The organism is Neobacillus sp. OS1-2 (assembly GCF_030915505.1).
Taxonomy (GTDB): Bacteria; Bacillota; Bacilli; order Bacillales; family Cytobacillaceae; genus Neobacillus.
This window is the reverse complement of record NZ_CP133265.1, coordinates 3,307,251-3,332,150: the sequence shown is the minus strand read 5'-3', so window position 1 is coordinate 3,332,150 and position 24,900 is coordinate 3,307,251. Positions and strand designations below refer to the sequence as shown.

22 protein-coding genes and 1 other annotated feature are annotated in these 24,900 nt (G+C 37.5%); of the genes, 3 read left to right on the top strand and 19 right to left on the bottom strand.

The features are described 5' to 3' along the window. Window positions 1–37 precede the first annotated feature (37 nt). From RCG19_RS16580 to spxA, 4 genes are all read right to left on the bottom strand, one after another. The gene (locus tag RCG19_RS16580; RefSeq protein ID WP_308108032.1) at window positions 38–1,243 is read right to left on the bottom strand and encodes a competence protein CoiA; all 1,206 of its coding nucleotides are present in this window, start codon (window positions 1,241–1,243) and stop codon (window positions 38–40) included. 106 nt (window positions 1,244–1,349) lie between these two features. After that, window positions 1,350–2,861, bottom strand: a complete 1,512-nt coding sequence (gene cls / locus RCG19_RS16575; protein WP_308108031.1) for a cardiolipin synthase — start codon at window positions 2,859–2,861, stop codon at window positions 1,350–1,352. A 75-nt stretch (window positions 2,862–2,936) separates the two neighbouring features. Further along, window positions 2,937–3,608, bottom strand: a complete 672-nt coding sequence (mecA, locus tag RCG19_RS16570) for an adaptor protein MecA (RefSeq protein ID WP_166238105.1) — start codon at window positions 3,606–3,608, stop codon at window positions 2,937–2,939. A 278-nt stretch (window positions 3,609–3,886) separates the two neighbouring features. Continuing rightward, window positions 3,887–4,282 carry a transcriptional regulator SpxA gene (gene spxA, locus RCG19_RS16565; protein ID WP_166237606.1) on the bottom strand — a complete coding sequence of 132 codons (396 nt, stop codon included), beginning with the start codon at window positions 4,280–4,282 and terminating at the stop codon, window positions 3,887–3,889. Between the two features lie 583 nt (window positions 4,283–4,865). Here spxA and RCG19_RS16560 point away from each other — a divergent pair. Next, a complete protein-coding gene (locus tag RCG19_RS16560) occupies window positions 4,866–5,051 on the top strand; it encodes a hypothetical protein (protein ID WP_166237605.1) in 186 nt (61 codons plus the stop codon). Between the two features lie 48 nt (window positions 5,052–5,099). Here the strand turns inward: RCG19_RS16560 and RCG19_RS16555 are convergent, their stop codons facing one another. The 5 genes from RCG19_RS16555 to RCG19_RS16535 form a co-directional block, all read right to left on the bottom strand. Beyond that, window positions 5,100–6,038 (bottom strand): ABC transporter ATP-binding protein, encoded by a 939-nt coding sequence (locus tag RCG19_RS16555; RefSeq protein ID WP_166237604.1) that lies wholly within the window; start codon window positions 6,036–6,038, stop codon window positions 5,100–5,102. Continuing rightward, complete coding sequence (locus RCG19_RS16550) at window positions 6,039–7,145, bottom strand: ABC transporter ATP-binding protein (RefSeq protein WP_308108030.1); 1,107 nt, start codon at window positions 7,143–7,145, stop codon at window positions 6,039–6,041. A gap of 17 nt (window positions 7,146–7,162) precedes the next feature. Beyond that, window positions 7,163–8,191: an oligopeptide ABC transporter permease gene (gene opp3C / locus RCG19_RS16545; protein WP_166237602.1), complete on the bottom strand. Its 1,029-nt coding sequence runs from the start codon at window positions 8,189–8,191 to the stop codon at window positions 7,163–7,165. Next, window positions 8,136–9,119, bottom strand: coding sequence for an oligopeptide ABC transporter permease (gene opp3b / locus RCG19_RS16540; protein ID WP_308108029.1), 984 nt, complete (start codon window positions 9,117–9,119; stop codon window positions 8,136–8,138). Before opp3b ends, opp3C begins: the two co-directional genes overlap by 56 nt. 113 nt (window positions 9,120–9,232) lie before the next feature. Continuing rightward, the gene (locus RCG19_RS16535) at window positions 9,233–10,939 is read right to left on the bottom strand and encodes a peptide ABC transporter substrate-binding protein (RefSeq protein ID WP_308108028.1); all 1,707 of its coding nucleotides are present in this window, start codon (window positions 10,937–10,939) and stop codon (window positions 9,233–9,235) included. A 222-nt stretch (window positions 10,940–11,161) separates the two neighbouring features. Between RCG19_RS16535 and RCG19_RS16530 the strand changes: the two genes are divergently transcribed. Together RCG19_RS16530 and trpS are read left to right on the top strand one after the other, a co-directional pair. Next, complete coding sequence (locus RCG19_RS16530) at window positions 11,162–11,518, top strand: DUF3899 domain-containing protein (RefSeq protein ID WP_308108027.1); 357 nt, start codon at window positions 11,162–11,164, stop codon at window positions 11,516–11,518. A 55-nt stretch (window positions 11,519–11,573) separates the two neighbouring features. Beyond that, window positions 11,574–11,830 (top strand) — a binding site (T-box leader). Between the two features lie 48 nt (window positions 11,831–11,878). Then, window positions 11,879–12,868, top strand: a complete 990-nt coding sequence (gene trpS / locus RCG19_RS16525) for a tryptophan--tRNA ligase (protein WP_308108026.1) — start codon at window positions 11,879–11,881, stop codon at window positions 12,866–12,868. 83 nt (window positions 12,869–12,951) lie between these two features. Here the strand turns inward: trpS and RCG19_RS16520 are convergent, their stop codons facing one another. From RCG19_RS16520 to fabF, 10 genes are all read right to left on the bottom strand, one after another. Then, a complete protein-coding gene (locus RCG19_RS16520; protein WP_308108025.1) occupies window positions 12,952–13,698 on the bottom strand; it encodes a YjbA family protein in 747 nt (248 codons plus the stop codon). Between the two features lie 187 nt (window positions 13,699–13,885). Beyond that, window positions 13,886–14,797, bottom strand: coding sequence for an oligopeptide ABC transporter permease (gene opp4C, locus RCG19_RS16515; RefSeq protein WP_308108024.1), 912 nt, complete (start codon window positions 14,795–14,797; stop codon window positions 13,886–13,888). 11 nt (window positions 14,798–14,808) lie between these two features. Then, window positions 14,809–15,774 carry an oligopeptide ABC transporter permease gene (opp4B, locus tag RCG19_RS16510; protein ID WP_308108022.1) on the bottom strand — a complete coding sequence of 322 codons (966 nt, stop codon included), beginning with the start codon at window positions 15,772–15,774 and terminating at the stop codon, window positions 14,809–14,811. A 176-nt stretch (window positions 15,775–15,950) separates the two neighbouring features. Then, window positions 15,951–17,669, bottom strand: a complete 1,719-nt coding sequence (gene opp4A, locus RCG19_RS16505; RefSeq protein WP_308108021.1) for an oligopeptide ABC transporter substrate-binding protein — start codon at window positions 17,667–17,669, stop codon at window positions 15,951–15,953. A 78-nt stretch (window positions 17,670–17,747) separates the two neighbouring features. Then, window positions 17,748–18,758: an ABC transporter ATP-binding protein gene (locus RCG19_RS16500; protein WP_308108020.1), complete on the bottom strand. Its 1,011-nt coding sequence runs from the start codon at window positions 18,756–18,758 to the stop codon at window positions 17,748–17,750. After that, a complete protein-coding gene (locus RCG19_RS16495; RefSeq protein WP_308108018.1) occupies window positions 18,758–19,780 on the bottom strand; it encodes an ABC transporter ATP-binding protein in 1,023 nt (340 codons plus the stop codon). Before RCG19_RS16495 ends, RCG19_RS16500 begins: the two co-directional genes overlap by 1 nt. Before the next feature lie 161 nt (window positions 19,781–19,941). Continuing rightward, a complete protein-coding gene (locus tag RCG19_RS16490; protein WP_308108017.1) occupies window positions 19,942–20,715 on the bottom strand; it encodes a DUF2268 domain-containing putative Zn-dependent protease in 774 nt (257 codons plus the stop codon). A 99-nt stretch (window positions 20,716–20,814) separates the two neighbouring features. Further along, on the bottom strand, window positions 20,815–22,110 hold the full coding sequence (locus RCG19_RS16485) for an MFS transporter (protein WP_308108016.1): 1,296 nt from the start codon (window positions 22,108–22,110) through the stop codon (window positions 20,815–20,817). A 116-nt stretch (window positions 22,111–22,226) separates the two neighbouring features. Further along, window positions 22,227–23,444, bottom strand: coding sequence for a MerR family transcriptional regulator (locus tag RCG19_RS16480; RefSeq protein ID WP_308111013.1), 1,218 nt, complete (start codon window positions 23,442–23,444; stop codon window positions 22,227–22,229). A gap of 134 nt (window positions 23,445–23,578) precedes the next feature. Next, window positions 23,579–24,817 carry a beta-ketoacyl-ACP synthase II gene (gene fabF, locus RCG19_RS16475; protein ID WP_166245830.1) on the bottom strand — a complete coding sequence of 413 codons (1,239 nt, stop codon included), beginning with the start codon at window positions 24,815–24,817 and terminating at the stop codon, window positions 23,579–23,581. Window positions 24,818–24,900 lie beyond the last annotated feature (83 nt).

The following is a 24,900-nucleotide window of genomic DNA, read 5'->3' as shown; positions in this document are numbered from 1 at the left end:
CATTCCACTCCACTATATTATGCCCATTTGTTCATTTTCATTTATTTTTTGAAAGGAGCATATTATTTTTTTGGAGAAATAACCGTTTTATTTCCTCCCTTTCCCGATTCGATTTCGGCAGGATTAGTTTCCTTTGTACTTGAAAGACCAGGCTTCCTTTTCGAGTTAATATTCCCAGTGACTGTAATGTCTGTAAATATTCGATGACAGGAAGGATCGGTTTAATATCCGCTACCTGCGGCAATGCCCTTAATTTAATATTATTCCTTTGAATTCTCTTGTTAAAATGGCTGCTAATCTCTTGAATTGTAAGTTCATCGTTTGGCTTTTTATTGGCTAAAACATCAAGAAATATATACATCTGCCAAATAATGGGTGGTGTTTGAATAAGCACAGAGTGTGTAACGGGGAGACCAATTTCGGGAGGTAATAAAAAAGGATTTATTCCATGGCTATACATTTCACGAAGTAACATTTTTTGATCCGATTGTGGATGGAGAACCCGATTCAAAATATATCTTTCATTTTCTGTGTTCCAGTTAGAAAGTGTAACCTGGATTTTTTTCACAGGATTAGGTTCCAGCAAGGCATCTAAATCAATTTTATCTGATGGAAAATAGGATTGGTGCGCAAAGGTATTTTTTATCGAGAAGGGTGTTATTGATTCTACCAATTGAAAAAGATGTTTTACGGGGCAATAGGCAGGAATATAAAGAATACCGGTTGATGAGCTTCGTATAAATGAATAATGAAAATTGGATAGTGAAAGTGTTTCGTTCCTCTTGGGATGTATGTGGCTGGCAGCTATTATCCATAATGGAATATAATCATTTTCAAGATAGGTTTTCGTTCTCTTCGTAAAAACATGTTCCGGTAATGTTGAACATTGGTACTCCAATGCATATTTCTTTCCATTATGCCTGAATAAAATGTCTGGACGTTGCTGAATTTCCCGATCATAGTACTCCAAAACCGAAGGAACTTTTTGCCTGATAAGCCATTGAAATAGCTGCCGTTTCCCTTCTAAATGTTCATATGATTCATTTTCATAAATAACTCGGCAAGTGCTGCCTTGTTTATGTGCAAAGTGAAAAATCCGTTGGTCACCTAATTTTAGTACGACACTTTCACCACAATCCGGACAAATAAATTCTTCTTTCTTTCGTAATGCAAAAAGAGTTTCCTTTTTATAATCATACCCAAGGCAAAGCGTTTTACCTGTTTTTGTTTTTGCTGTTAACAATGAATCTCCCTCCTTTTTCCTTACTATTTCGATAAATTCCATCAGATTCCTTCTATAAAAAAATTAAAATCCCGTCGAAATTCGACGAGACTTTTTTCAGACAATCTTATAGTAACGGTGAGAGTAACCGCGCCGTTGATTCTAATAATCTAAAGCCAATATGTCGTTCTTGGAATGTCTTTAATTCTAACTGTTTTGTATATTCAAGATCATTCCTATATTCTTCTACAAGCTTTTGTGTACTCTTTGTGCGAAATAAGAATGCATTTACCTCAAAATTCAAGTGAAAACTACGCATATCCATATTGGATGTCCCTATTGAGGCAAGTTCATCATCAACAATCACTATTTTACTGTGCATAAAGCCTCGTTCATATTCAAATACTTTTACCCCCGCTTCAAGAAGCTCAGGGAAATAAGACCTTGAGGCATGAAAGACAATTCGTTTATCAGGTCGATTCGGTACAAGCAACCTGACATCAACACCACTAAGGGCTGCAACTTTAAGGGCTGAAAAAATATCTTCATCCGGAATAAAATAGGGAGAAGCAATCCAAACTGATTTTTTCGCTGAAGCAATCATCGAGAAAAAGATATTTTTTATAACGCTCCATTCATTATCGGGTCCGCCCGCAATAAGCTGAACACCACCATGACTCTTCTGATCAATTTGGGGTGATAAGTATTCCGCTGTTAAAAAACTGTGATTCGTCATATAATACCAATCTTGCAAAAAAATGAGCTGCAGGGTCCGAACTGCTTCACCTTTTAGCATTAAATGTGTATCACGCCAATAGCCTATTTCTTTGTTTCTTCCCAAATATTCATCGCCAATATTTAATCCGCCCACAAATCCAATTGTCCCATCAATGACAATGATCTTTCGATGATTACGGAAATTAAATTTATTATTTAAAAATGGTAGCTTTACTGGGCCAAATGAAACCGCTTCTATACCAGCATTTCTAAGATCAAGAATATAGCTCTTCGATAACTTCCATGACCCAACCGCATCAAACAAAAACCGAACCTTTACTCCCTGATTTGCCTTTTCAATTAAAAGGTCTTTGATTTCCTGCCCAATATGGTCATGGCGAACGATATAATATTCAAGGTGAATATGGTGCCTAGCCCTTTTTAATTGTTCAATTATATGGCGAAAAGTTTCTTCACCATTTGTTAACACTTCTGTAGCGGTATCAAACGATATTGGGCTGTTACCCAATTTTTGAGCTAAATTAAATAATCTGCCTTGGTGTTCACCCATTAACCGAAGCTTTTCCTCACTCCTGGGATCATCATCCCCTTCAACTGTTAAAAACGCTTGTTTATCGAGAAAATATTTCTTTCTATACGTTTTCTCTTTCCGATAATTCCGTCCAAATAACAGATAAAAAATAAAACCAATTAGCGGGAAGCTTCCTAATACTACTAACCATGTGATTGTTTGCGTAGGGTGGCGATTTTCAAGAAAAATAACAAATCCAATAAAAATAACTGACATTGAAATCATAACGCTTAAGATTCCAAAAATGCCACTTTCCAATCGATCCCTAAAGAAAAACAGGAGCCCGGCTATTACCGCTAAAAATATGATCACCCTAACCGTGTTTTTCAAAGGACTCACCTGCCAAATTTTTCATAGTAAGAATAATATTAAAATACCGATTTCAAAATGAAATCGGTAAACTTATTATCTAAAATATTTTCGCAACTCTTCAAAAACATCGTTTGAAATAATTTCTTTTCCATATTCATGTACCCGATGAATGGTTAGTTGTGTTTCATACCCGTATTCGAGCAATACACTAAGGAGATCGTCAATTTCTTCTTCTTCAAATAAATCTTCCGGAAATTCTATATATAAATAATATTTACCTTCAAAGTGATAAAGTTTGGTCACTAGATCATCTAAACCTGCCCGATTCGATAAACTGATAACATCTTCGAAATCTTTAAAAGCAAGGAGGAATTCTAATGCTTCTTCCTCAATCAACAGGTCATCATCAGCAGGATGATTTGGGTTAAAATGCTGATCCAAGAGCTCTTCAATTTTATCATCAACAGGAACGTCTTTTAATTTATCAGTTGGAATAGGGAGCTCAAACTTTTGACCATCTTTCGACAATTGCGCTTTAGTGACAAGAACCTCTAAACCCTTATCAAGTGCTTGAACTTGAATCCATAGTGGACCTTCGGCAACGAAATCCTCTTCACCATGAACCTCATCCATCATCTCCCAAAAGAGTTCTTCACTGCGTTCCCGATTGTACCAAATTTCCTCGCGATCAAAGCCTCTTTCTTCAATATCACCGTAGGAAATGTAGAATTTCACAGTATTCTCATTTATGCGTTCAATCTCCATCATTACCTCTCCCTTCCATTTTCCATATTGAAGGGACTAAATACCCCCAAGCAGATCATCCAATGAAAAATTACCTCTAAAAAAGCAAATAATCTTGTACTTTCATTTTATGACAAAAGTACTAATAAGGGAAATAAAAAAAGCGAAAATCTAAAAAACCATTATAATGCCTATTGGTTATTATTAAGGTATTCTATTTATTGTAGCAAAATGAATCCCAATCCACAAATATTCTGCCACTGTACAAAAAAAGACCTCCGTTTAGAAGGTCTTTTTATTTAATTTACCATACGTTGTGCTTCGCGCAATTGGAACGTTCTCACACGTCTTGGCAGGAATCGTCTAATTTCATCTTCATTATATCCAACCTGTAATCGTTTTTCATCAATGATGATTGGACGCCGTAATAGCCCTGGATTATCTTTAATCAAGCGGAATAAATCTTGCAGCGGCATTGAATCTAAATTGACATCTAGTTTTTGGAACGTTTTTGATCTGGTGGAAATGATTTCATCAGTGCCATCTTCCGTCATACGAAGTATCTCTTTAATTTCCTCCATTGATAATGGCTCAGAGAAAATATTTCTTTCAGTGTATGGGATTTCATGTTCTTCCAACCATGACTTAGCTTTTCTACATGATGTACAACTTGGTGAAGTGTATAGTGTTACCATCGTTATTCACACTCCTCATTTATTTACGATTTATGTTATTAATACCCTATATAATGGATTTGAAACATGCAATTGTGAAGGATTAAACTTTCTAAATTAAAATTATTATAAATAAGTAATTTATATCATCAATTATACACCACTGTTTCTAAAAAAGGTATCCTTTTTTCAAAAATTATTGATTGGCTAATATATATCATTTTTTTAGTTACATTATATTAGACGAATGATTCCTCAAAAAGTTTCATAAATTAGTACCATTTCATCGTAAAACATTTCATTAACATTTCTATCTTTTCTAAAAGATTCGTTTTTACCGGAGCCCTTTTTGAGGGTGCTTTTTTAAAATAATATGTTCCTCATTGCTTTACTTGGTTGTATCCTCATATTCTTACCAGTTTAGTACCTTCATTCTCAATTAAAAACTCCCATTGAAAACGCATTCATTATTTTAGAAAACTTTATGATAGAATCACTATTTTCCTCTTTCAATAAGTCATCAGTTCTTTTAAAATAAAGCTAAGGGGATATTTAATTTAGCATGATGAGTATTCTGATTAGTTAAAACGGAGGGGTTTTTATCATGATGGCTTACATAGCGGATTTAACTATGGTTGCACTGCTAATCATCGGGTTGACTGCCTTTATGGGTGGGATCTCTAACGGCATTGGCGAAAAGATCTTCGGTGGTAAACGTCGAACCGAATTTACAGATGAAGGTGCAAAATATCGTACAGGCTGGAAAACCGTTGGCGGGAATAGAAAGTAAAAGTGAATTAAAAAAACGATCTCAAAAAGTGAGATCGTTTTTTTATTATTATTTCGATTGTGCCTGATATTGCTTATATTCTTTCTCCGAACAAAGGACAAAATGTCCTGGGGTAACTTCTCTAAATTCAATTGATTCGTTATCAGCATAATTATGAGATGCCGGATCATAGGATTTACGTTTTCGTGTCCGCTCACTAATTGGATCTGGAGCGGGAATCGCCGATAAAAGTGACTGTGTATACGGATGTAGTGGGTTTTTATAAAGCTCATCAGCTGGTGCAAGCTCGACCATTTTCCCAAAATACATAACGCCAATCCGATCACTTATATATTTAACCATTGAAAGGTCATGGGCAATGAACAAATAGGTTAAGTTTTTCTCTTTTTGCAGCTTTTTCATTAAGTTAACAACCTGAGCTTGGATTGAAACATCCAACGCCGAAATCGGCTCATCGGCAATAATAAATTCAGGTTGGACGGCAAGTGCACGCGCAATACCAATCCGCTGCCGTTGACCACCACTGAATTCATGTGGATAGCGGTTTGCGTGTTCCCTGTTTAAACCAACGGTTTCTAACAGCTCATATACTTGTTCCATTCGTTCTTTTTTTGAGTTTGCCAATCCGTGAATATCGATTCCCTCGGCAATAACATCGGCGATTTTTAATCTTGGATTTAAGGAAGCGTACGGGTCTTGGAAAATCATTTGCATTTTACGATTAAAGTCTTTTAATTGTTTTTTTGACTTTTTACCATGGACATTGACACCGTTATACAGCACTTCTCCACCAGTTGCATCGTACAATCTTATTATGGTACGGCCAGTTGTGGACTTTCCACAGCCAGACTCACCAACTAGTCCCATAACCTCACCTTTAAATATTTCAAAAGAGACGTTATCCACTGCCTTTACTTCGTTTACTTTTCCTTCATTAAAGTATTGCTTTAAGTTTTTTATTTCAAGTAATTTTTCTCGTTGCGCCATTTATTTTCCCTCCTTCTTCCCAGGGAATTGACTTTGACCTGTCTTCTCTAATAAATTTTCTTTTGAAGTTGAGCTGGTATTTCCTGCATATTGAATATGACGTCTTTTAACCGCAGCTGGCGGTTCGACCTTTGGTGCATCCGGATGCAGTAACCATGTTGCTGCATAATGTGTATCCGAAACTTTGAAGAATGGTGGTTCTTGTTCTAAATCTATTTTCATTACAAATGGGTTTCGTGGAGCAAATGCATCACCCTTCGGCGGATCCAATAAATCAGGTGGCGTACCTGGGATAGAGAACAATTCCTCATCATCTGTATCCATATCAGGCATTGAACTAATTAACCCCCATGTGTATGGATGCTGTGGATTATAAAAAATTTCGTCCGCTGTCCCCATTTCCACAATTTTCCCACCATACATAACGGCTACACGGTCGGCAACATTAGCAACTACACCAAGGTCATGTGTGATAAATATAATTGAAGTATCAATTTTCTTCTGCAAATCCTTCATTAACTCTAAAATTTGCGCCTGAATCGTTACATCAAGTGCCGTTGTTGGTTCATCCGCGATAAGTACTTTAGGATTACAAGCTAAAGCAATAGCGATAACGACCCGTTGTCTCATCCCACCGGAAAATTGATGTGGATATTGATTAATCCGAATCTCCGGTTTTGGTATTCCTACTAGTTTTAATAATTCAAGTGCTCTTTCTTTTGCAGTATGCTTGCTCATATGTTGATGCTTTATTAGCGGCTCCATAATTTGGTTTCCAATTTTCATCGTTGGATTTAATGAGGTCATTGGATCCTGAAAGATCATCGAGATATCATGGCCACGGATTTTTTGCATTTGTTTATCCGACAGCTTCGTAAGGTCTTTTCCTGCAAAAAGAATCTCGCCACTTTTTATCTCTGAATTATGTTCCGGAAGTAAGCGCATGATTGATTTTGTTGTAACCGATTTTCCAGAACCAGATTCGCCAACGATTGCTAAAGTTTCACCTTTATATAAATCAAAGTTTACCCCACGGATCGCTTTTACTTCACCGCCAAAGGTATGGAACGAAATATTTAAATCTTTTACTTGTAAAATTTTCTCCATTTTACTTCACCTACCTTCTAATCACGCATTTTTGGATCAAGCGCATCGCGTAATCCATCAGCAACTAAGTTAAAACATACCATGATTAATGCAATCATAATGGAAGGAATTATCATTTGATATGGAAAAGCTATCATCGATTTAAATCCGCTGTTTACCAATGTACCCAAAGATGCATTCGGTTCTTGTAAACCCAAACCAATAAAGCTTAGAAATGCTTCAAAGAAAATAGCATTTGGAATGGAAAACATCGTGTTAATAATGATGACGCCAAACATATTCGGAATCATATGCTTAAAAATGATAGAAGAATTCGCTGCCCCTAATGTTTTCGCAGCCAATACAAATTCTTGACCTTTAAATTTCAATACTTGTGCTCGAACAACGCGAGCCATACTTGTCCAGCCTGTGATTGTTAAAGCAATAATAATCGGAATAATCCCCGGCTTTAACACTAGAATCATCAAAACAACGACAATAAGGTTTGGTATTCCCACAATAACCTCTATAATACGTTGCATGACACCATCAACACGGCCTCCCAAATAGCCAGAAATAGCTCCATATGCGACTCCTATGGCCATATCAACTAAAGCGGCCATGAAAGCAATGAATAACGATACCTGTGTACCTTTCCAAATACGAGCAAATTGGTCCCGGCCTAAATTATCAGTTCCAAACCAATAATAGGCATCAACTTTTCGTACTTCGTACGCATTGTACTCTGTCCCATCTCTCCTAGTTAAAGTACCATCAAATGGTAGCCAGTGGACATTTTCAATGCCCTGTATACGAGGTGGCAGGTTATTATGTTTAGTGTTCTGTGTATCAAATGCATATGGTGTAATCAATGGGCCAACAAATGCCATTAATATTAAAATAACAAGAATCACCATGCTTACAACTGCACCTTTATTTTTCCGAACCCTTAGCCATGAATCCTGCCAAAAGTTTAAACTTGGTTTAGAAATTTTTTCACTCTTGGATGGGTCAATATGGGCAGGAGCAAACATATCCTTTGAAATGGTCGTTTCTTTGTTGCTCATTTAGCTTTCCCCCCGATATCCGAATACGTGGGTCGATAATTCCATATAGAATATCAACAATCAAAATTACTACTACAAATAAAACCGCAAATAAAATATTCGTTCCCATAATAACGGGGTAGTCATTCATATTAATTGATTTAACAAATTGCTCACCTAATCCAGGGATTCCGAAAATTTGCTCAATAACTAGAGAGCCAGTCATTAAACTTACCGCCAATGGCCCAAGGACAGTTACAACAGGAATTAATGCGTTCCTTAATGCATGTTTAATACTAATTTGCCAGCGGCTTGCTCCCTTAGCTCTTGCAAGGGTAATATAGTCGGACCCTAATACCTCAATCATTTCAGTACGCATAAACCGCGCAGCAATTGATATCGGAAACATAGCTAATGCAATGGTCGGAAGGATTGTATATTCTGGCCCTTTCCATAACATAACAGGCAGCCATCCTAATTTAACCGAGACGTAATACTGGAGCAATCCAGCAAAGATAAATGAAGGAACTGACTTCCCTACTACCGCAATAAATGTAGAACCGTAATCCACCCATGTATTTTGCTTTAAGGCAGCTATTACACCCAAGAAAATACCTAATATTGCACCAACAATCATTGCTTGCAAACCTAGTTGAGCGGAGGGACCAATACGGTTAGCAATTAATTCTGTTACAGGGGTATTATCAAACTGAAAGGAGATTCCAAGGTCACCTTTAACCATGTTCACCATATAATTGTAATATTGAACAGGCACGGGTTCGTCCAAGCCATATTTATCCAACAAGATCTGACGTTGAACTTCATTGAGCTTTTCGAAGTTATTAAAAGGGCTACCAGGAATTAGCTTCATGAGGAAAAATGTAAGTGTTGTTACAATAAATAGTGTAATGATCATATAGCCAACACGTTGTAATATATATTTTACCATGCCTACACCTCCTAATTGATTGAATATTCGACGTTTTTCGACATTTTTGATACAGGTAAAAAGAGAGTATATTTCTTTAATATACTCTCTTTTTATTTAATTAGTAATTGCTATTATTTAGTGATTTTAATCCATTGATAACTATAGTCAGGACCGAATGCGTGGTGTGCAAATCCTTTTACTTTAGGATTAATCAAGATGTTAACAGAACGTTGGTAAAGTGGTGCAATTGCTGCATCATCCTCTAACATGATTTTTTCTGCATCTTGAAGTGCTTTCCAGCGATCTTGCTCTTTTCCTGCAGCAACAAGTTCTTCGTTAGCTGATTTAATTAGCTTATCAAATTCCGGATTGCCATAGCTCATGTGGTTTTGTCCGCCACCAGTAACCCAAAGATCCATATAAGTCATTGGGTCTGCATAGTCAGGTCCCCAACCACCCATTAATAGATCATAATCTTCCGCATCTTCACGTGCGATACGAATTTTGAATGGAACAGCCTCGATTGTAATCTTTAATCCAGGAAGGTTCTTCTCTAATTGGTCTTTAATGAAAGCATCAGTAACTTTTGATGTTTCAGTATCTTGACCAACGTAAGTGAATTTCACTTCTTTAAGGCCTGTTTCTTCAAGACCCTTTTTCCAAAGTTCTGCAGCTTTTTCTTTGTTTGTTTTCAAATAAGTTCCTGCAGTTTCACGGAAATCCTTATTATCAACTGGGTTGAAAGAAAAACCTTTTGGAACAAGGTAATCTGCCGCAACAGAACCGTTTGCAAGTACATCTTCAACTAACGCTTTTTTATCTACCGTTAAGGCAATTGCTTTACGGATGTTTACGTTTTTCAATGCTGGGTTCTTTTCATTCATTTTTAACCACCAGATAGATGGCTCTAAGTATTGCATTAAATCATCTGCACCCTCAAATTGTGAAAGAATGGCAGCTTGTGCTAGTTTAGGCGTAATATCAGCTTCGCCAGCAGTGTATGCATTTGCTGAAGCTTGTGGATCTTTAGAAACGTTAAAATTAATCTTTTCTAAAGTAGTATCTTTAGCATTCCAATAGTCTGCATTTTTTTCTAATACCCATTCAGTAGCTGTTGGGCCATCCCACTTAGTCATTTTGAATGGACCATTGTAAAGTAAGTGAGAAGCATCTTTTGCATAGTTAGTGCCTTCTGCTTCAACATACTTTTGGTTTTGTGGATAGAACAATGGGAATGTTAGGTAAGATTCAATATATGGAAGTGCTCTTACTAAAGTGATTTCCAAAGTGTTATCATCTTTAGCAACAATTCCCAAATCCGCTAACTTTGCAGTACCTGCAACAATTTCAGATGCATTTTTGATTTTACCTTCCATGAAGTATGCACCATATGGAGCAGCTACATCTGGATTGATAGCACGTTGCCATGCAAATACAAAGTCATTAGCAGTAACAGGGTCACCGTTAGACCATTTTACATCTTTTTTCAATTTAATAGTTAAGACAGTTTTGTCATCATTATAAGTTGGCATACCATCCGCTACACCAGGGATAACTTTTTGGTCCTGATCCAAACGATAAAGACCTTCGTTTACAGCATTTAAAGTTGTGAAACTTAAAGTATCTTGTCCCATAACGCTGTCCATTGTTGGGATCTCGGCAGACTCCAGAACATTAAGCTCCTGTTTGTCGGCAAGTTGTTCAGTTGCAGCTTTATCGCCGCCCTTGTCTTTCGGTTTGTCTGAGCCTGTGTCTTTGTCGCCGCCTGAACATGCAGCTAGAAACATGCTTAGTACTAGTGATAATACTAAAAGTAGTGAAAGTTTTGATTTCTTCACTTGTAGACCTCCCTTTTCTATTATTCTGAAAAATTACTACATTCTCTATTATACATAATTTAATTAAATTGTACATAATTTTTTAATTTTAAATTTACAGATTAGAAACATTCTTTACGTTATGATTACAAATTGCTGTGTTATAATTTAATCTTATTTAGGTTATTTTGTATAATAGACCTAAGGTAATCCTTTATAAATCAATGTTTTGGAGGTTATTCAGTGAAATCTCGTCTAAAGAAAAAATTAATTATTCTCTCTTTTACTCAGATAGCGATTATCATCATTTCATATTTTTACCAACATGAAATTTCGTTACTGAATTATATCAATATATCTTTCCTCTTTACCGCAGGCTTACTATTATTTTCATTACTACTTTATACCATTCACAGTGGCTTTTATGATGCCATTTCTAGATCCTTTAATCTCTTTTTTTCAAAAGGGGGAGAAAAACGAAATTTTGAAGACATACCAAGATTATCAGAAATGATTACTGTCAACGAAAAGCCACTCCTCTTTCATGGACTGATGAACGGTCTTTTTATGATCATTGCCCTACTGGTATATTATTTTTAACCTACTTGAAATTAAATATGTATTTCCTTTATAATGTGAGTAATAAAATAACAGCTGTTAAGCAATGATAAAGAATAGTACGTATTTTCCTTCGTTTCAGAGAATTTGTGGCCGGTGAAAACAAATACGAAGTAATGCGGAATGGACTTTGGAGCTTCTTTCTGAACCTTTAATCAATTCCTGATTAAAACAGTAGGAGGAGACGTTTTCCTTGCGTTATAAGGACTCTGAATCGTCACTTGACGACGATTTAGAACTGAGTGACTCTTTTTGAGTAATTTAGGGTGGTACCGCGAACCATTCGTCCCTAGTTTTTTGGGATGGATGGTTTTTTTATTTATATATAGGAGGAAAATTCAGATGAAAACAATTTTTTCAGGTATACAACCAAGTGGTACGATTACACTTGGGAACTATATCGGGGCTTTGAAACAATTCGTTGAAATGCAGAACGAATACAATTGCTTCTTCTGCATTGTTGACCAACATGCTATTACCGTTCCCCAAGATCCACAAACATTAAGGAAAAATATTCGCAGTCTTGCGGCATTATACCTTGCCGTCGGACTCGACCCGGAGAAGGCAACCTTGTTTATTCAATCAGAAGTGCCTGCACATGCGCAGGCAGGATGGATGATGCAATGTATTTCCTATATCGGAGAATTGGAAAGAATGACACAATTCAAAGATAAGTCCTCTGGAAAAGAAGCCGTTTCAGCCAGTTTGTTAACTTATCCGCCATTAATGGCAGCAGATATCTTATTATATAATACCGACCTTGTTCCGGTTGGTGAGGATCAAAAACAGCACATGGAATTAACCCGCGACTTGGCAGAGAGGTTTAATAAGAGGTATAATGACATTCTTACCGTTCCGGAAATCAGCATCCCTAAAGTGGGAGCACGAATTATGTCACTCCAAGAGCCAACAAAAAAAATGAGCAAATCCGATCCAAATAAAAAGGCTTTTATCACTCCATTAGATGAGCCGAATCAAATTGTGAAGAAAATCAAAAGCGCTGTTACTGATTCAGATGGAATAGTGAAATTTGATACCGTCAATAAACCTGGTGTATCAAATTTGTTATCCATCTACTCCATTCTTGGTGGCAAATCGATTTCTGAACTTGAAGAGATGTATGTAGGGAAAGGCTATGGAGATTTTAAAGGCGATCTTGCTGAAGTGGTTGCTAACTTCTTTATTCCTATTCAGGAAAAGTACTACAACCTAATGGAGTCCAGTCTGTTGGATGATATTTTGGATCGCGGTGCCGAGAAAGCTAACCTGGTTGCCAGCAAAACCCTTAAGAAAATGGAAAATGCGATGGGGCTAGGTCGAAAACGCCGTTAACTGTTTAACTCCAGCGCTACCGCTTGTCAAATAAAAAGCCTGTCCACAAAAAGTATGTATAACATACTTTTTGGGTCAGGCTTTTAGTTTACCTTAGGACCGTGCTCCATTTCCCATAGTTTTTCAAAAAACGGCTGTCCTTTAATTAGATTTTCACAAAATGTTTCATGGCGCTTTGTCCAGCCATACTTTGTTTCTTCAAATAACTGTTCCCAAGCAGCTTCAAAATTCAATTCTTGAATGGTGGAATATTGCTCCGGACACCATTCCGTATACCAATAGCGTACCTCTGCCTCGTTATTGGATGATAATAATTGATCAAGAGCCATAAATAATAGCTGTTTAAGTTGTCTTTCTTTTCTAGTTAGGCCCCTCATCAATTCTGGCTCAGGTGATAAAATATGGAAGTCCTTTGTTTGAGGCTGCCCATAAAAATGATATTGCTTTGCTTCATGTTGACTAATCATTTCATAAACAAGTTGTTCTTGCCTTGGTATTAATCTGCTTTTTCGAATCGGAATCGTATAGCCAATTGTATCTATGGCTAATATCCCTACCCCATCAGTTACAACAAAGCAATAGTCTAGCTGAACCCGTTCATGGTTCTTCCTCAAATAGGCCTTCTGGTAAATATCATCCAAGAGCTGTTGCGGCAGTTCCGACAAATCATTTTCAATATAATTAAAAAGAATTGACTCGACTTTTATTAGTGGTGCCTGATCTAACAGCTCCACACCGTCATCCTTGCGCCATTCATGAAAGTGACAGACATTATAGCCGTTTTCTTCACCTTCAAACCAATTTACCCAAACATCATGAAGATACAACATGATACAACCCCTCACTTCAAGAAACTGTTTGTCAATCAGTATGGGCAGAGGTTAGTTAAATTATTCCTTTATATATATTTTGCCCCAATTCCAATTTAATCTATTTATTCATATATCGGGTTGAACCATTTTTTATTACATTGGCAATGATCACGAAAAAAAAATCTACCAAATCGCTGGCAGATTTTCACCTTCTTGATTTCGGATTAAAAGCATCTTTTAACCCTTCACCAATAAAATTAATCGATAAAATGGTAATTGTAATAATTAATGCTGGAGGAATCCAAATCCAAAGTTTAAATTGGAGCACATCCGGCTCATTTGCTGAATTCAACATATTCCCCCAACTTGGAATTTCTTGCGGTACACCAAAGCCTAAAAAACTTAGACCTGTTTCAGCAACAATCATCGTGGCAAATGTGATGGTTGCTTGAACGATAATCGTGGATAAAATATTCGGAAGTAGGTGTTTAACAATTATTTTTGCTGGCGTACACCCTATCGAAATCGCCGCAGTTATATATTCATTTTCTTTCTCAGCAAGGATTTTACTTCGTACAATCCGGGCGATCCCACCCCAGCTCAGAATACTAATGGTTCCAATTAAAACCCATAATCCATTTACCTTTCCGAAAAGAATGGCATTTAGAACAATGACAAATACCAGAAAAGGAAAATTTAAGATAAAGTCAGTAAATCTCATTAATAAGCTATCAACTGCACCACCAAAATAACCGGAAATGGAGCCGATTAAAGTACCAAGAATAATAACAAATAATGTACAACTCATTCCAACTAGCAATGAGATTCGACCGCCATACAGTAATCTTGTAAATACATCGCGGCCTGCCTTATCCGTCCCTAGCCAATGCTTGCTGGATGGCTCTAATGACATTTGACCAATATTAATTCTGGTCACATCAGCGGTCGTAATATACGGCGCAAGAAAGGATACAACTGCCACAATAATTAAAAAGATGAGGCTTATCAAGGCTAATTTATTTTTCAGAAACTTTTTACGGGCAATTGCCCATGGTGATAAACTTTTCTTCGGGGGTACTGTACTTCTTTTGGTTTCTTTCTGAGTTATAATTTCCATCTCTTGCCCCCCTAATCTAGCCTAATTCTCGGATCAACCACACCGTATAATATATCAGCAACCAGGTTACCGATTAGTGTTAAGAAGGAGAATAACATTGTCAACGTCATTAATACCGAATAATCTCTGGTTCCTACAGATTGCAAGAATAGTTGTCCAAGACCTGGATAAGTAAAAATTGTTTCGGTGATAATTGCACCACTGATAATGGCAACTAAATCAAACCCTAAAAATGTTATAAGTGGAATAATTGAATTTCTCAACATATGAACATTGTAAATTTTTCTTTCTGGTGTCCCTTTAGCACGCGCAGTGCGAACAAAATCTTTCCTGCTATTTTCAATAATATCGTTGCGTAAGAATTGTGTATAACTTGCTGTACTTAATAATCCTAGGACTAAAGCGGGTAAGAATACGTGGTGCAGGCGACTAAACCAATATTCAAGCGTCCCCTCTGTAACACCTATATCAACTGAACCATTTGATGGGAACCATCCCAACGTAAAAGAAAAAAAGAAGATGGCAAATACCCCTGCAATAAAGGAAGGAATAGATAACCCTAAATAATTTATTCCTCCTATTAGATTATCGCCAATAGTATAAGGTTTTCTTCCAGCGTATGTCCCCATAATAAAGGCTAGGATATACGTGATTAATATAGAGGTAAAACCAAGTAATAGAGTATTTGGTATTCGTTCGCTAATCACATCTGCGGCTGGAATTTTAAAGCGGGTTGATTTACCAAAATCGCCTTGGACAAACTTACTAATCCAGCGTATATATTGCTGTGGCATCGGGTCATTATAGCCCAATTTCTCCCTCATTTCGGCAATATATTGCGGATTTGTGTTTGTTGGGTCAATTTCACCGCCTAGTGAATCTCCAGGCATTAATTTTGCCAAGGTAAAGACTACTATAGATATAAGAAATAACATCGGAATCATGCCCAATATTCTTCGAAATGCATACTTTAGCATGTGCATTCTCCTTGTCTATTACTATGTTAAATTGGTACGTCTATGTAACTAGGAGTTCGGTACAATTGGAGGGACTAAGGAGTAAGATCTCCCTGCCCCTCCCTACTCACATTCTGAGGTTTAATCCAAAGAATATTAGCATTTAACATAGTTTACTACATGTTAGTTCGCTCTACTTATTGCTTGATCCACCATTCATTTGGACGATTCATCCCTGATACGTCAAATTTAGCACCTTGAACCCGTTTGCTAACCGCCATTGTTTCTTCAAGTTCTGCAATTGGTAGTCCAGGAAGATCCTTCATGAATAGCTTCTGCCATTGTACATATAGATCTTTACGTTTATTAGCATCAGTACCAACAATACTTAGATCAAGTGCCTGATCTAATAATTTATCGCTCTCTTCATTCACCCAGCGCGGATGGTTCCAAAGTGCTTTTGAACTCCAAAGTCCAGTAGGATCCGGATCCGTACCTGTTGACCAACCAGCAAAATATACTTCCATTGATTTATCTGCCTTGTCAAGCATGTCATAGTAAAGGTTAAAATCTACCATATTAAGTTTTGTTTTTAAACCTACTGCTTCCCAATATTGAGTCATTGCTTTTGCCCGTTGTTCAAATGTCGGGTTTTGTGTTGCATAGTGACTGAAGTTTACAACAAATTCCTTACCATTTGGATCCTCACGGAATCCATCGCCGTTAACATCTTTATAGCCTGCTTCATCTAACAATTCTTTTGCTTTCTTCGGATTATATTCGAATTGCTCTAGGTCTTTATTATCCGCGGCAATCCAGTGATTTGTAGGAACTGGACGGTTTACCGGTTTACCAACCCCGAAGAAGAACGCCTTAACCCATTCTTCACGGTTTATCGCGTAATACATAGCTTGGCGAAGTTTTAAGTTTTGATATTTTGGCTCATTCATGATATTTTTCTCGCCATCCCATGTACCTAAGCGGAAACCGACATAATAGTAGCTTAATCCTGGGTATGTGATTACATTTACATTATCAAGTGCTTTTACTTGATCAATAATACTTGGATGGAATGCAGTCATATCAAGTGTGCCATTTTTAAGTTCTCCAACAGAAAGAGATGGATCGATTACTTTCACAACAATCTTCTCAATATGTGGCTTTCCTCCAAAGTAATCGTCAAAACGTTCCATTTCTACGGATTCACCTGGAACCACCTTTGTGACCTTGTATGGTCCTAATCCGACTGGCTTCGTACGAACTTGTTCAGCTGCAGGCATGTCTTTTACGGCAATACCTTCAAATTCCTTACGAGACAATGGATATGACCAAACATTTTCCAAATTATTTACCCGGGCCTTATCAAAAGTAATTTGGATATTGTAATCATCAATTACTTTAATTCCTGAGATTTTATCCGCCTTTCCGTCATGGTAATCTTGCGCACCTTCAATTGTTTTTACATTCTCAAAGCGAGAATTTTCATAATCTTTATCAGCAAGTGTGTAAAGTGCGAATTCCCAGTCTTTCACTGATAACTCCTCACCATTATGCCATTTCACGCCTTTTTTAAATTCAAAGTCGAACACCTTATTGTCGGTAGTTTTCCATGAGGCAATATTTGGTTCTGCCTTTAAGTGCTCATCATAAGTAATTAAGCTTTCATCGAAAAGATCAAGTACTTGAGCATCGACTGCATCATCGTAGAATGCCCAGTTGAAGATCCCTTTCGGAGATGAGTCAAGTGCATATACTAATGTACCACCATCCTGCGGCTTACCTGCTGTTTCACCACTATCAGAGCCTTCCTTGTCTGTTTCCTTTGTACCTGCTTTTTCTCCGCCGCTGCACGCCGCTAAGAATGCTGACAGCACCAGCATTAATGCAGCTAACATAAGCATACTTCGTTTTCTCATTCGTTTCCCCCCTATACGTTTTTTGGTAAAACTTGATTACTTTCTAGCTCCAGCGCCCCTGAACAAGGCGCTTCCGCTTTATGAATAAAGGTGGCAAGCGACTCGGTGTGAGGGCTTAACTTCCTTTAATACCGGTTTATGCTTTGAACATTCTTCCATAGCCACCGGGCAGCGCGGATGAAATGGACATCCGGATGGAGGATTTATTGGACTGGGCACATCTCCTTTTAAGATTATTCTTTCCTTCTTGACCCTTGGATCTGGAGATGGGATCGCCGATATTAATGCCTGTGTGTATGGGTGGAGAGGTTCTGCATAAAGGAGATTCTTATCCGCAATCTCTACCATATTGCCCAAGTACATTACACCTATTCGATCACTCATATGTTTTACCACACTTAAATCATGTGCGATAAAGAGGAAAGTTAATTTAAATTCTTCCTGTAGATCTTTTAAAAGATTCAGGACTTGGGATTGTACAGAAACATCAAGAGCAGATACTGGTTCATCAGCAATGATTAATTTCGGTCTAAGTGCAAGGGATCTGGCAATACCAATTCTTTGTCGCTGACCGCCGGAAAATTCATGGGCATACTTATAATAAGCATCTGGTGGCAGACCAACTTTATCTAGTAAATCCATAACTTCCTTTTTTAATTCCTTTTTACTTTTGTTTGTAAAGTTATAAATTGGTTCGGCAATGATGTCGCCTACCATTTGCATCGGATTTAAGGACGCGTATGGATCCTGGAAAACCATTTGCATGTCCTTCCGAATCTCACGCAAGAATTTACCGTGAATTCTCGTAATATCCCTTCCATCAAAAAGGATGCTTCCTTCAGTAGGTTTCAGTAAGCGTAAAATAGTCCTTCCTGCAGTTGATTTGCCGCAGCCGGATTCACCAACTAGTCCAAGTGTTTCCCCTCTTTTAATCTCAAAAGTGATATTATCAACAGCTTTTACATTTCCGACGGTACGTTTAAAAAAACCACCTTTAACAGGGTAATAGGTTTTAAGATTATGAATCTCTAAAAGATTATCAGAGTCAATGAAAGCGCTATCTTTATTATGTACTGAAACGGAACTCATTACCTCACCCCTTCTCTTGGCCTACTTGTTTCAAAGAGTAAACAGGCAACCTCATGTCCCTGTTCGACATCTCGGAGCAGCGGGGTAATGGTTGTGCAGTCAGGCATTGCCTTTGGACATCGATGAGCGAATCGGCAGCCCACCTTCGGCATATTCGTTAGCGATGGAACAATCCCTTGGATGGAGCTTAAGCGCTCATCGGTTCCATCCATTTTCGGGATTGCCCCCAATAGTAAGGTTGTATATGGATGTTTTGAATTATGGAATAATGTATCAACATCTGTTCGTTCCACAATTTTCCCTGCGTACATTACGATAACCTCATCACACATTTCCGCTACTACTCCTAAATCATGTGTAATGAGAATAACAGACATATCATTTACCTCTTGAATTCCTTTTAAAAGCTCCAAGATTTGTGCCTGAACTGTTACATCCAGGGCAGTAGTGGGCTCGTCTGCGATTAATAATTTAGGCTGGCAGGCGATGGCAATCGCAATCATAACCCTTTGTCTCATTCCTCCAGACAATTGATGCGGATATTCATCAACAATTTTCTCAGGCCGGGAAATCCCCACACTCTTTAACAAGGCAATTGCTTTTTGCCGTGCTTCGCGTTTAGATATCTTAAAATGGTTAAAAAGAACTTCCTGCAATTGATAGCCAATGGTGAATACTGGATTGAGCGAGGTCATTGGTTCTTGGAAGATCATTGAAACATCCTTCCCGCGGATCTTATTAATTTGAGATTCGGACATTTTCTCTAGATGAATTCCATCAAAAATGATTTCACCAGATTTGATCTTTCCAATTCCTTTTGGAAGTAGCTGCATAATTGAAAGACTCATAACAGATTTACCACAGCCGGATTCCCCTACAACTCCAACAATTCGCCTTGGCTTTACCTGAAAGGAAACATTTTCTACCGCATTGTAATCGGACCCATCAATTTCAAAGGCTGTCTCTAAATTCTTCACCTCGAGAAGCGGCGCCTCTTTGAGATGTGGCTTTTTAGTGCTCATAGTCCACCTTCTTACTTTTTTAATTATTCTGTCAATTCGTTATATTTAAATAGAATTCTATTACAGAAATATTACAATTGCAAGGTTTTTTTACAAAATTGGGAATTTTCACTCTTTGGTAATTTGAAAAAGCCTTATACTCAAGGCTCTTTTTGAAAGGTTTATTGTCTATATTTTTCGGCAGGAATGGTAAAGGACAGCTTCGTGGAATAAGGATGATCTTCATAATATTTCCTAATCATATTATACCCAGCTGCATATCCAAGCAACTTAGGAATTCTCCCTCCCCCATATAAAAGTTCATCATGTCCTCTATTATTCTTTTTTAGGGTAAGTTGATTTCTTAAATATCGGTCCCAAAAGTTTGTAAGTTCCTTTTCTGTATACATACGGCACCAATTTGCTAAATATTCCTTACCACAATATTTTAATACTGCGTATTCTGCAAGCCCCTCAATGACAATGGAATCAAGAAGTGTATAGTCTTCCATTTTTTTATTTAACATGCTTAAGCGGCAAACATGGTGGTATTCATGAATAAGAAGTGCCTCCAATTCTTTCGGGTCTTCAAGATTAGAAAGAAATAGGAACATTTTATCAGGGAAGGAGACTCCGGCTTTACGTTTTTCCTCTCTTCTGAAAAAAAATCCTGATTGATTGTCTACAGGAAAGAGAAAAACCGGCACATCTGGTCCATTCCATTTATTTTTATATTTACTAAATATTTTCCCGACTTGATCCCATACTTTTTGTTCCACCATGTTATTAAGATTGCTGTAGGCTGAACGCGATGGACGATACATTCCAAAATCCATTAATTGGTTGTAAATTCCCTTTGCTTTTTGCCCCTTAAAATAAGGACAAAGCCTTTCACAGAGTTCGATCGGTCGATCAAACTCTTCCCTTAACCATTGATCCGTTCGAATGATTCCCATTTTTTCACCCCATCTACTTCAAGATCCCCCTCTGGACAGTTTATGAATTTTTTAGGAAGAAGTTCTTTAGAAAGAAAGGATGACAAAAAAACTAAACTGCTAAGAAGTTGCTTTTTCCACATTGATTTCAATCTTTATCTTATTCGACGAACGCAAATTAATTAGAAGGAACAGGATCCCACCTGCTATAGGCATAATATAGGCTGGGATGTAGTTTAATAACGTTCCTGAAGCAATCATCGCTACAGGGAGCATCGTTTTCCCTATGCTAATACTTATGCTAAGAACTCTACCTCTATATTCATCTGGTATTTCCTTTTGCATAAAATAGGCTAGGGGTATATCAATAAATGCTATGATAACGCCAAAACAGAACATGACCACACAATAAAAAACCGTGAATAGTACAGGATTAATTTGTAGGGTATTGGGAATGACTGGTAGTCCTGAAAGGATCATAAAAATCGCTAAGGAAAAACGTAAATACTTTACCAATTGGGAGTAAGAAATTTTTTCAGTAATACTTTTTACCATTACAGCACCCAAAATCATCCCCAAAGGGAATGCTCCTTCGATAATACCGAATTCCTTTGAACCAAGCTGCAAAATGTTATTAATGAAATAGGGTAAAGGAATTGTCACAGCGAAGCCAAGAAAGAAATTTATTGTTATTAACAAAATAAATATACTCATCAGACTCTTTTTACTAAACAAATACTGAAAGCCGTCCTTTACATCCTGTATCAAATGAATTTTTCTATCTGAATGATCCACATTCAATTGATGACTGAAAAGTTTGAAGTCAATAAAGAGCATGGATAAACCGGAAAGAATAAACGAAATCCCATTAATGAGAATGAAGGTTTCGATATCAAGGACCGCAAACACAAATCCCCCTAACATCGGACCTGATATTGATGAAACGGAATCAATAACCTTTCCAACAGAATTGATATTCATCAGCATTTTTTCTGAGACCATGTTTGGCTTACCGGCTTCCACTCCGACCCCAAAGAAGGTGGTACATACTGTTAAAAGGAAGGTGGTGGCATAAATCAAAATTAAACTTAATCCATACAGATTACTTAAAAAATAAACTAGAACTAACAAGAATCCACTTACCATATCCATCGATACCACTAGAATCCTTTTATTGAATTTATCCGCAATTACTCCAGCTAATGGATTAATAATAATCATTGGGACTATTCCCAAAATGAGTGTTACAGCAAAGCTTAATGCAGATCCCGTCAGTTTTAACACATATAATCCTACCGCAAAACTATAAATAGCTGTACCAAATATGGAAATGGTTTTTCCAGCAGCATATAGTAAAATGTTTTTCGCTTCTTTTCTGTTCTTAACTATCGGCGTGCTCAAATGGAAAGTATCCATGAATTATTCCCCCTTTTTTACCCTCTATAACTATCATAATGGGTAGGGTGAACCCAACAGCAATAGGAATAATCCATGAATTTTATGATGGCAAAATGAAAAAGATAGGGTTTACCCTACCTTTTTCCAAAAAACGCATATGAAAAGATCTCTTCTCCTGTTACAAAGAAATCTTCATACCTCCCGCCCTTATCCACATATTCCGAAGTCCTCTCCTCAAAAGGTTTATACTTTAACATGTCAATATTTTCCTTGATTTTCTCAACGGTAAAATTATCTCTGAATTTGGCAGCAATTTTACTTTTTGGGCTAAAGTTTTTGAAGGCAAAATAAGACCCCAATAAATATCCGTTAGACTGAACCAATGAATCCACTTTATGAAGCAAAAACGTCTCATGATGAAAGCTATAATTGCTTGTTCCTGTATAATCAATGATCAAATCCACGGATTGATCCTTTATCGGGATTTCGAGGAAATCTGAGCAAATAAAGAGAATTCTTCTTTTGATACCCGTTTTTTCAAGTAACCCCTTCAAAAAACGCTGCTTTTCCATGCTATGGTCAACGGCAATATAGAGGCAATCCTCTGGCAAATCCTTAAAAATATTCCGCAAGAAAAATCCGAATCCTGACCCTAATTCGAGTAAAACTTTTTGATGTAAATCAACTTGATCAAGCTTCCTTTTTGACCAGTACAGACCCTTCTGCAAATTTTCCAAATATACTGGATCCGTTTCCTGAATATATTCTTGAATTTGGCTTTCAAAAGACTGCTCCATATATGAGCTTTCTTGTTCCCCCACTTTAACAATACCCGCTTCAATCAAATAATCTGTGCCGCAATCACAGTGAAGTTTACCGTCCATAATTTGATTCCTGTTAATAATTCCGTCTTGAAGGATCAGCGTTTCACCGCATTTCAGGCATTTTAGGAAATCAAGAACCCTTAAATCTACCCCCATCATATGTGTTGAAGCTATGGATTTGGTTGATAAATGCTCAAGCTTCAACTTTAACCGAGCTTTTATTAAGAGTAAATTCTTTATTTCCTCTTCCAGTTTCTTAAATTTATCTAAAAAAAGTGTTCGATAGTAGGAATCCTCTTCATAATCTAATAATTTCCCGAAGTTTTTATAAAAAAAGATCGTTTTAATCTCATTTAAACTAAAGCCCATCCCTTTTAATTCTAAAATATGTTCTAACTCATTTTGGCATTGCTCATCAAAAAAATAATGCCCACCCGTTTTTTCCGGAATAATAATTCCCAGATCCATATAATGTCGAATCGTATCAATACTCAATTCATTGGATTCTGCAAACTTTCCTATTCTCATCGTATCACTCTTTTCTATGCCGATCTGCCGTGAATTCATCGTTGTCATAAGTAGGTACTTCTACAAAATCATCAAAATATCCTTTCCCTTGAAAAAAAAAACGACCAGACATCTGTCTGGCCGTTACTACTATCTTATTCATATTTTTTGAACACGATTGTTGCATTATGACCGCCGAATCCAAGCGAGTTGCTCATGGCTGCCTTAATTTCTTGTGACCGAGCTTTATTTACGACATAATCCAAATCACAATCTTCATCAGGTGTTTCATAATTAATGGTTGGCGGCACCATGCTGTCTTTTATGGCCAGTACGGTGAATATAGCTTCAATACCGCCGGCAGCACCAAGGAGATGACCGGTCATTGATTTCGTTGAGCTCATGGCAAGTTTATATGCATGTTCACCAAATACCTCCTTAACAGCAAGTGTTTCAAACTTATCGTTATATTCGGTACTTGTTCCGTGGGCATTCACATAATCAATCTCATCAGGCTTTAATCCAGCATCGTTTATTGCCATTTTCATTGCCCTTGCACCACCTTCACCACCTGGTGCCGGTGCTGTGATATGGTAGGCATCACCGGTTGCCCCGTAGCCAACGATTTCTGCATATATTTTTGCTCCGCGTGCTAATGCATGCTCTAATTCTTCCAGTATAACAATTCCTGCTCCTTCGCCAATGACAAAGCCATCACGATTCTTATCAAAGGGTCTGCTCGCAGTTTTCGGATCAGGGTTTGTGGATAGTGCTGTATTGGCACAAAAGCCCGCAACAGACATTTTTGTAATTGGTGCTTCCGCACCACCTGATACCATTACATCCGCATCACCGCGCTGAATAACTTTAAAGGCATCGCCAATTGAGTTCGTTCCCGTTGCACAGGCGGTTACGGTACATGAATTAAATCCTCTTGCACCAAGAGTGATTGAAACTTGGCCGGTTGCCATATCAGGAATAAGCATTGGGACAAAGAATGGACTAACCCGTTTGTAACCTCTCTTTTGAAAGATCTCAAATTGTTGTTCAAATGTTTCCATTCCTCCAATTCCAGAACCAATCCATACTCCGACCCGCGGTGAATTTTCTTCCGTAATCGTTAAATCTGCATCCTTTACCGCCATTATTGCACTTGCAACTGCAAATTGTGTAAACCGGTCCATTTTCCGAGCATCTTTTCGATCCATGAATACTTCTGGATTGAAATCTTTTACTTCTGCAGCTACCTTCGCAGGATACTCATCCGCATTTACTCTTGTCATCGGTCCAACGCCTGACTTGCCTTCGATGATCCCTTTCCATGTTGTTTCCGCATCAAGACCTAACGGTGTTACTGCTCCGATGCCTGTCACTACCACCCTACGCTTTTCCATTAGTACATCTCCTTTTCTACACTACCTTTTCCCTATTTATCTATAAAGTTCATTTACCTTCGATAACGGCCCAGCTCAACGCC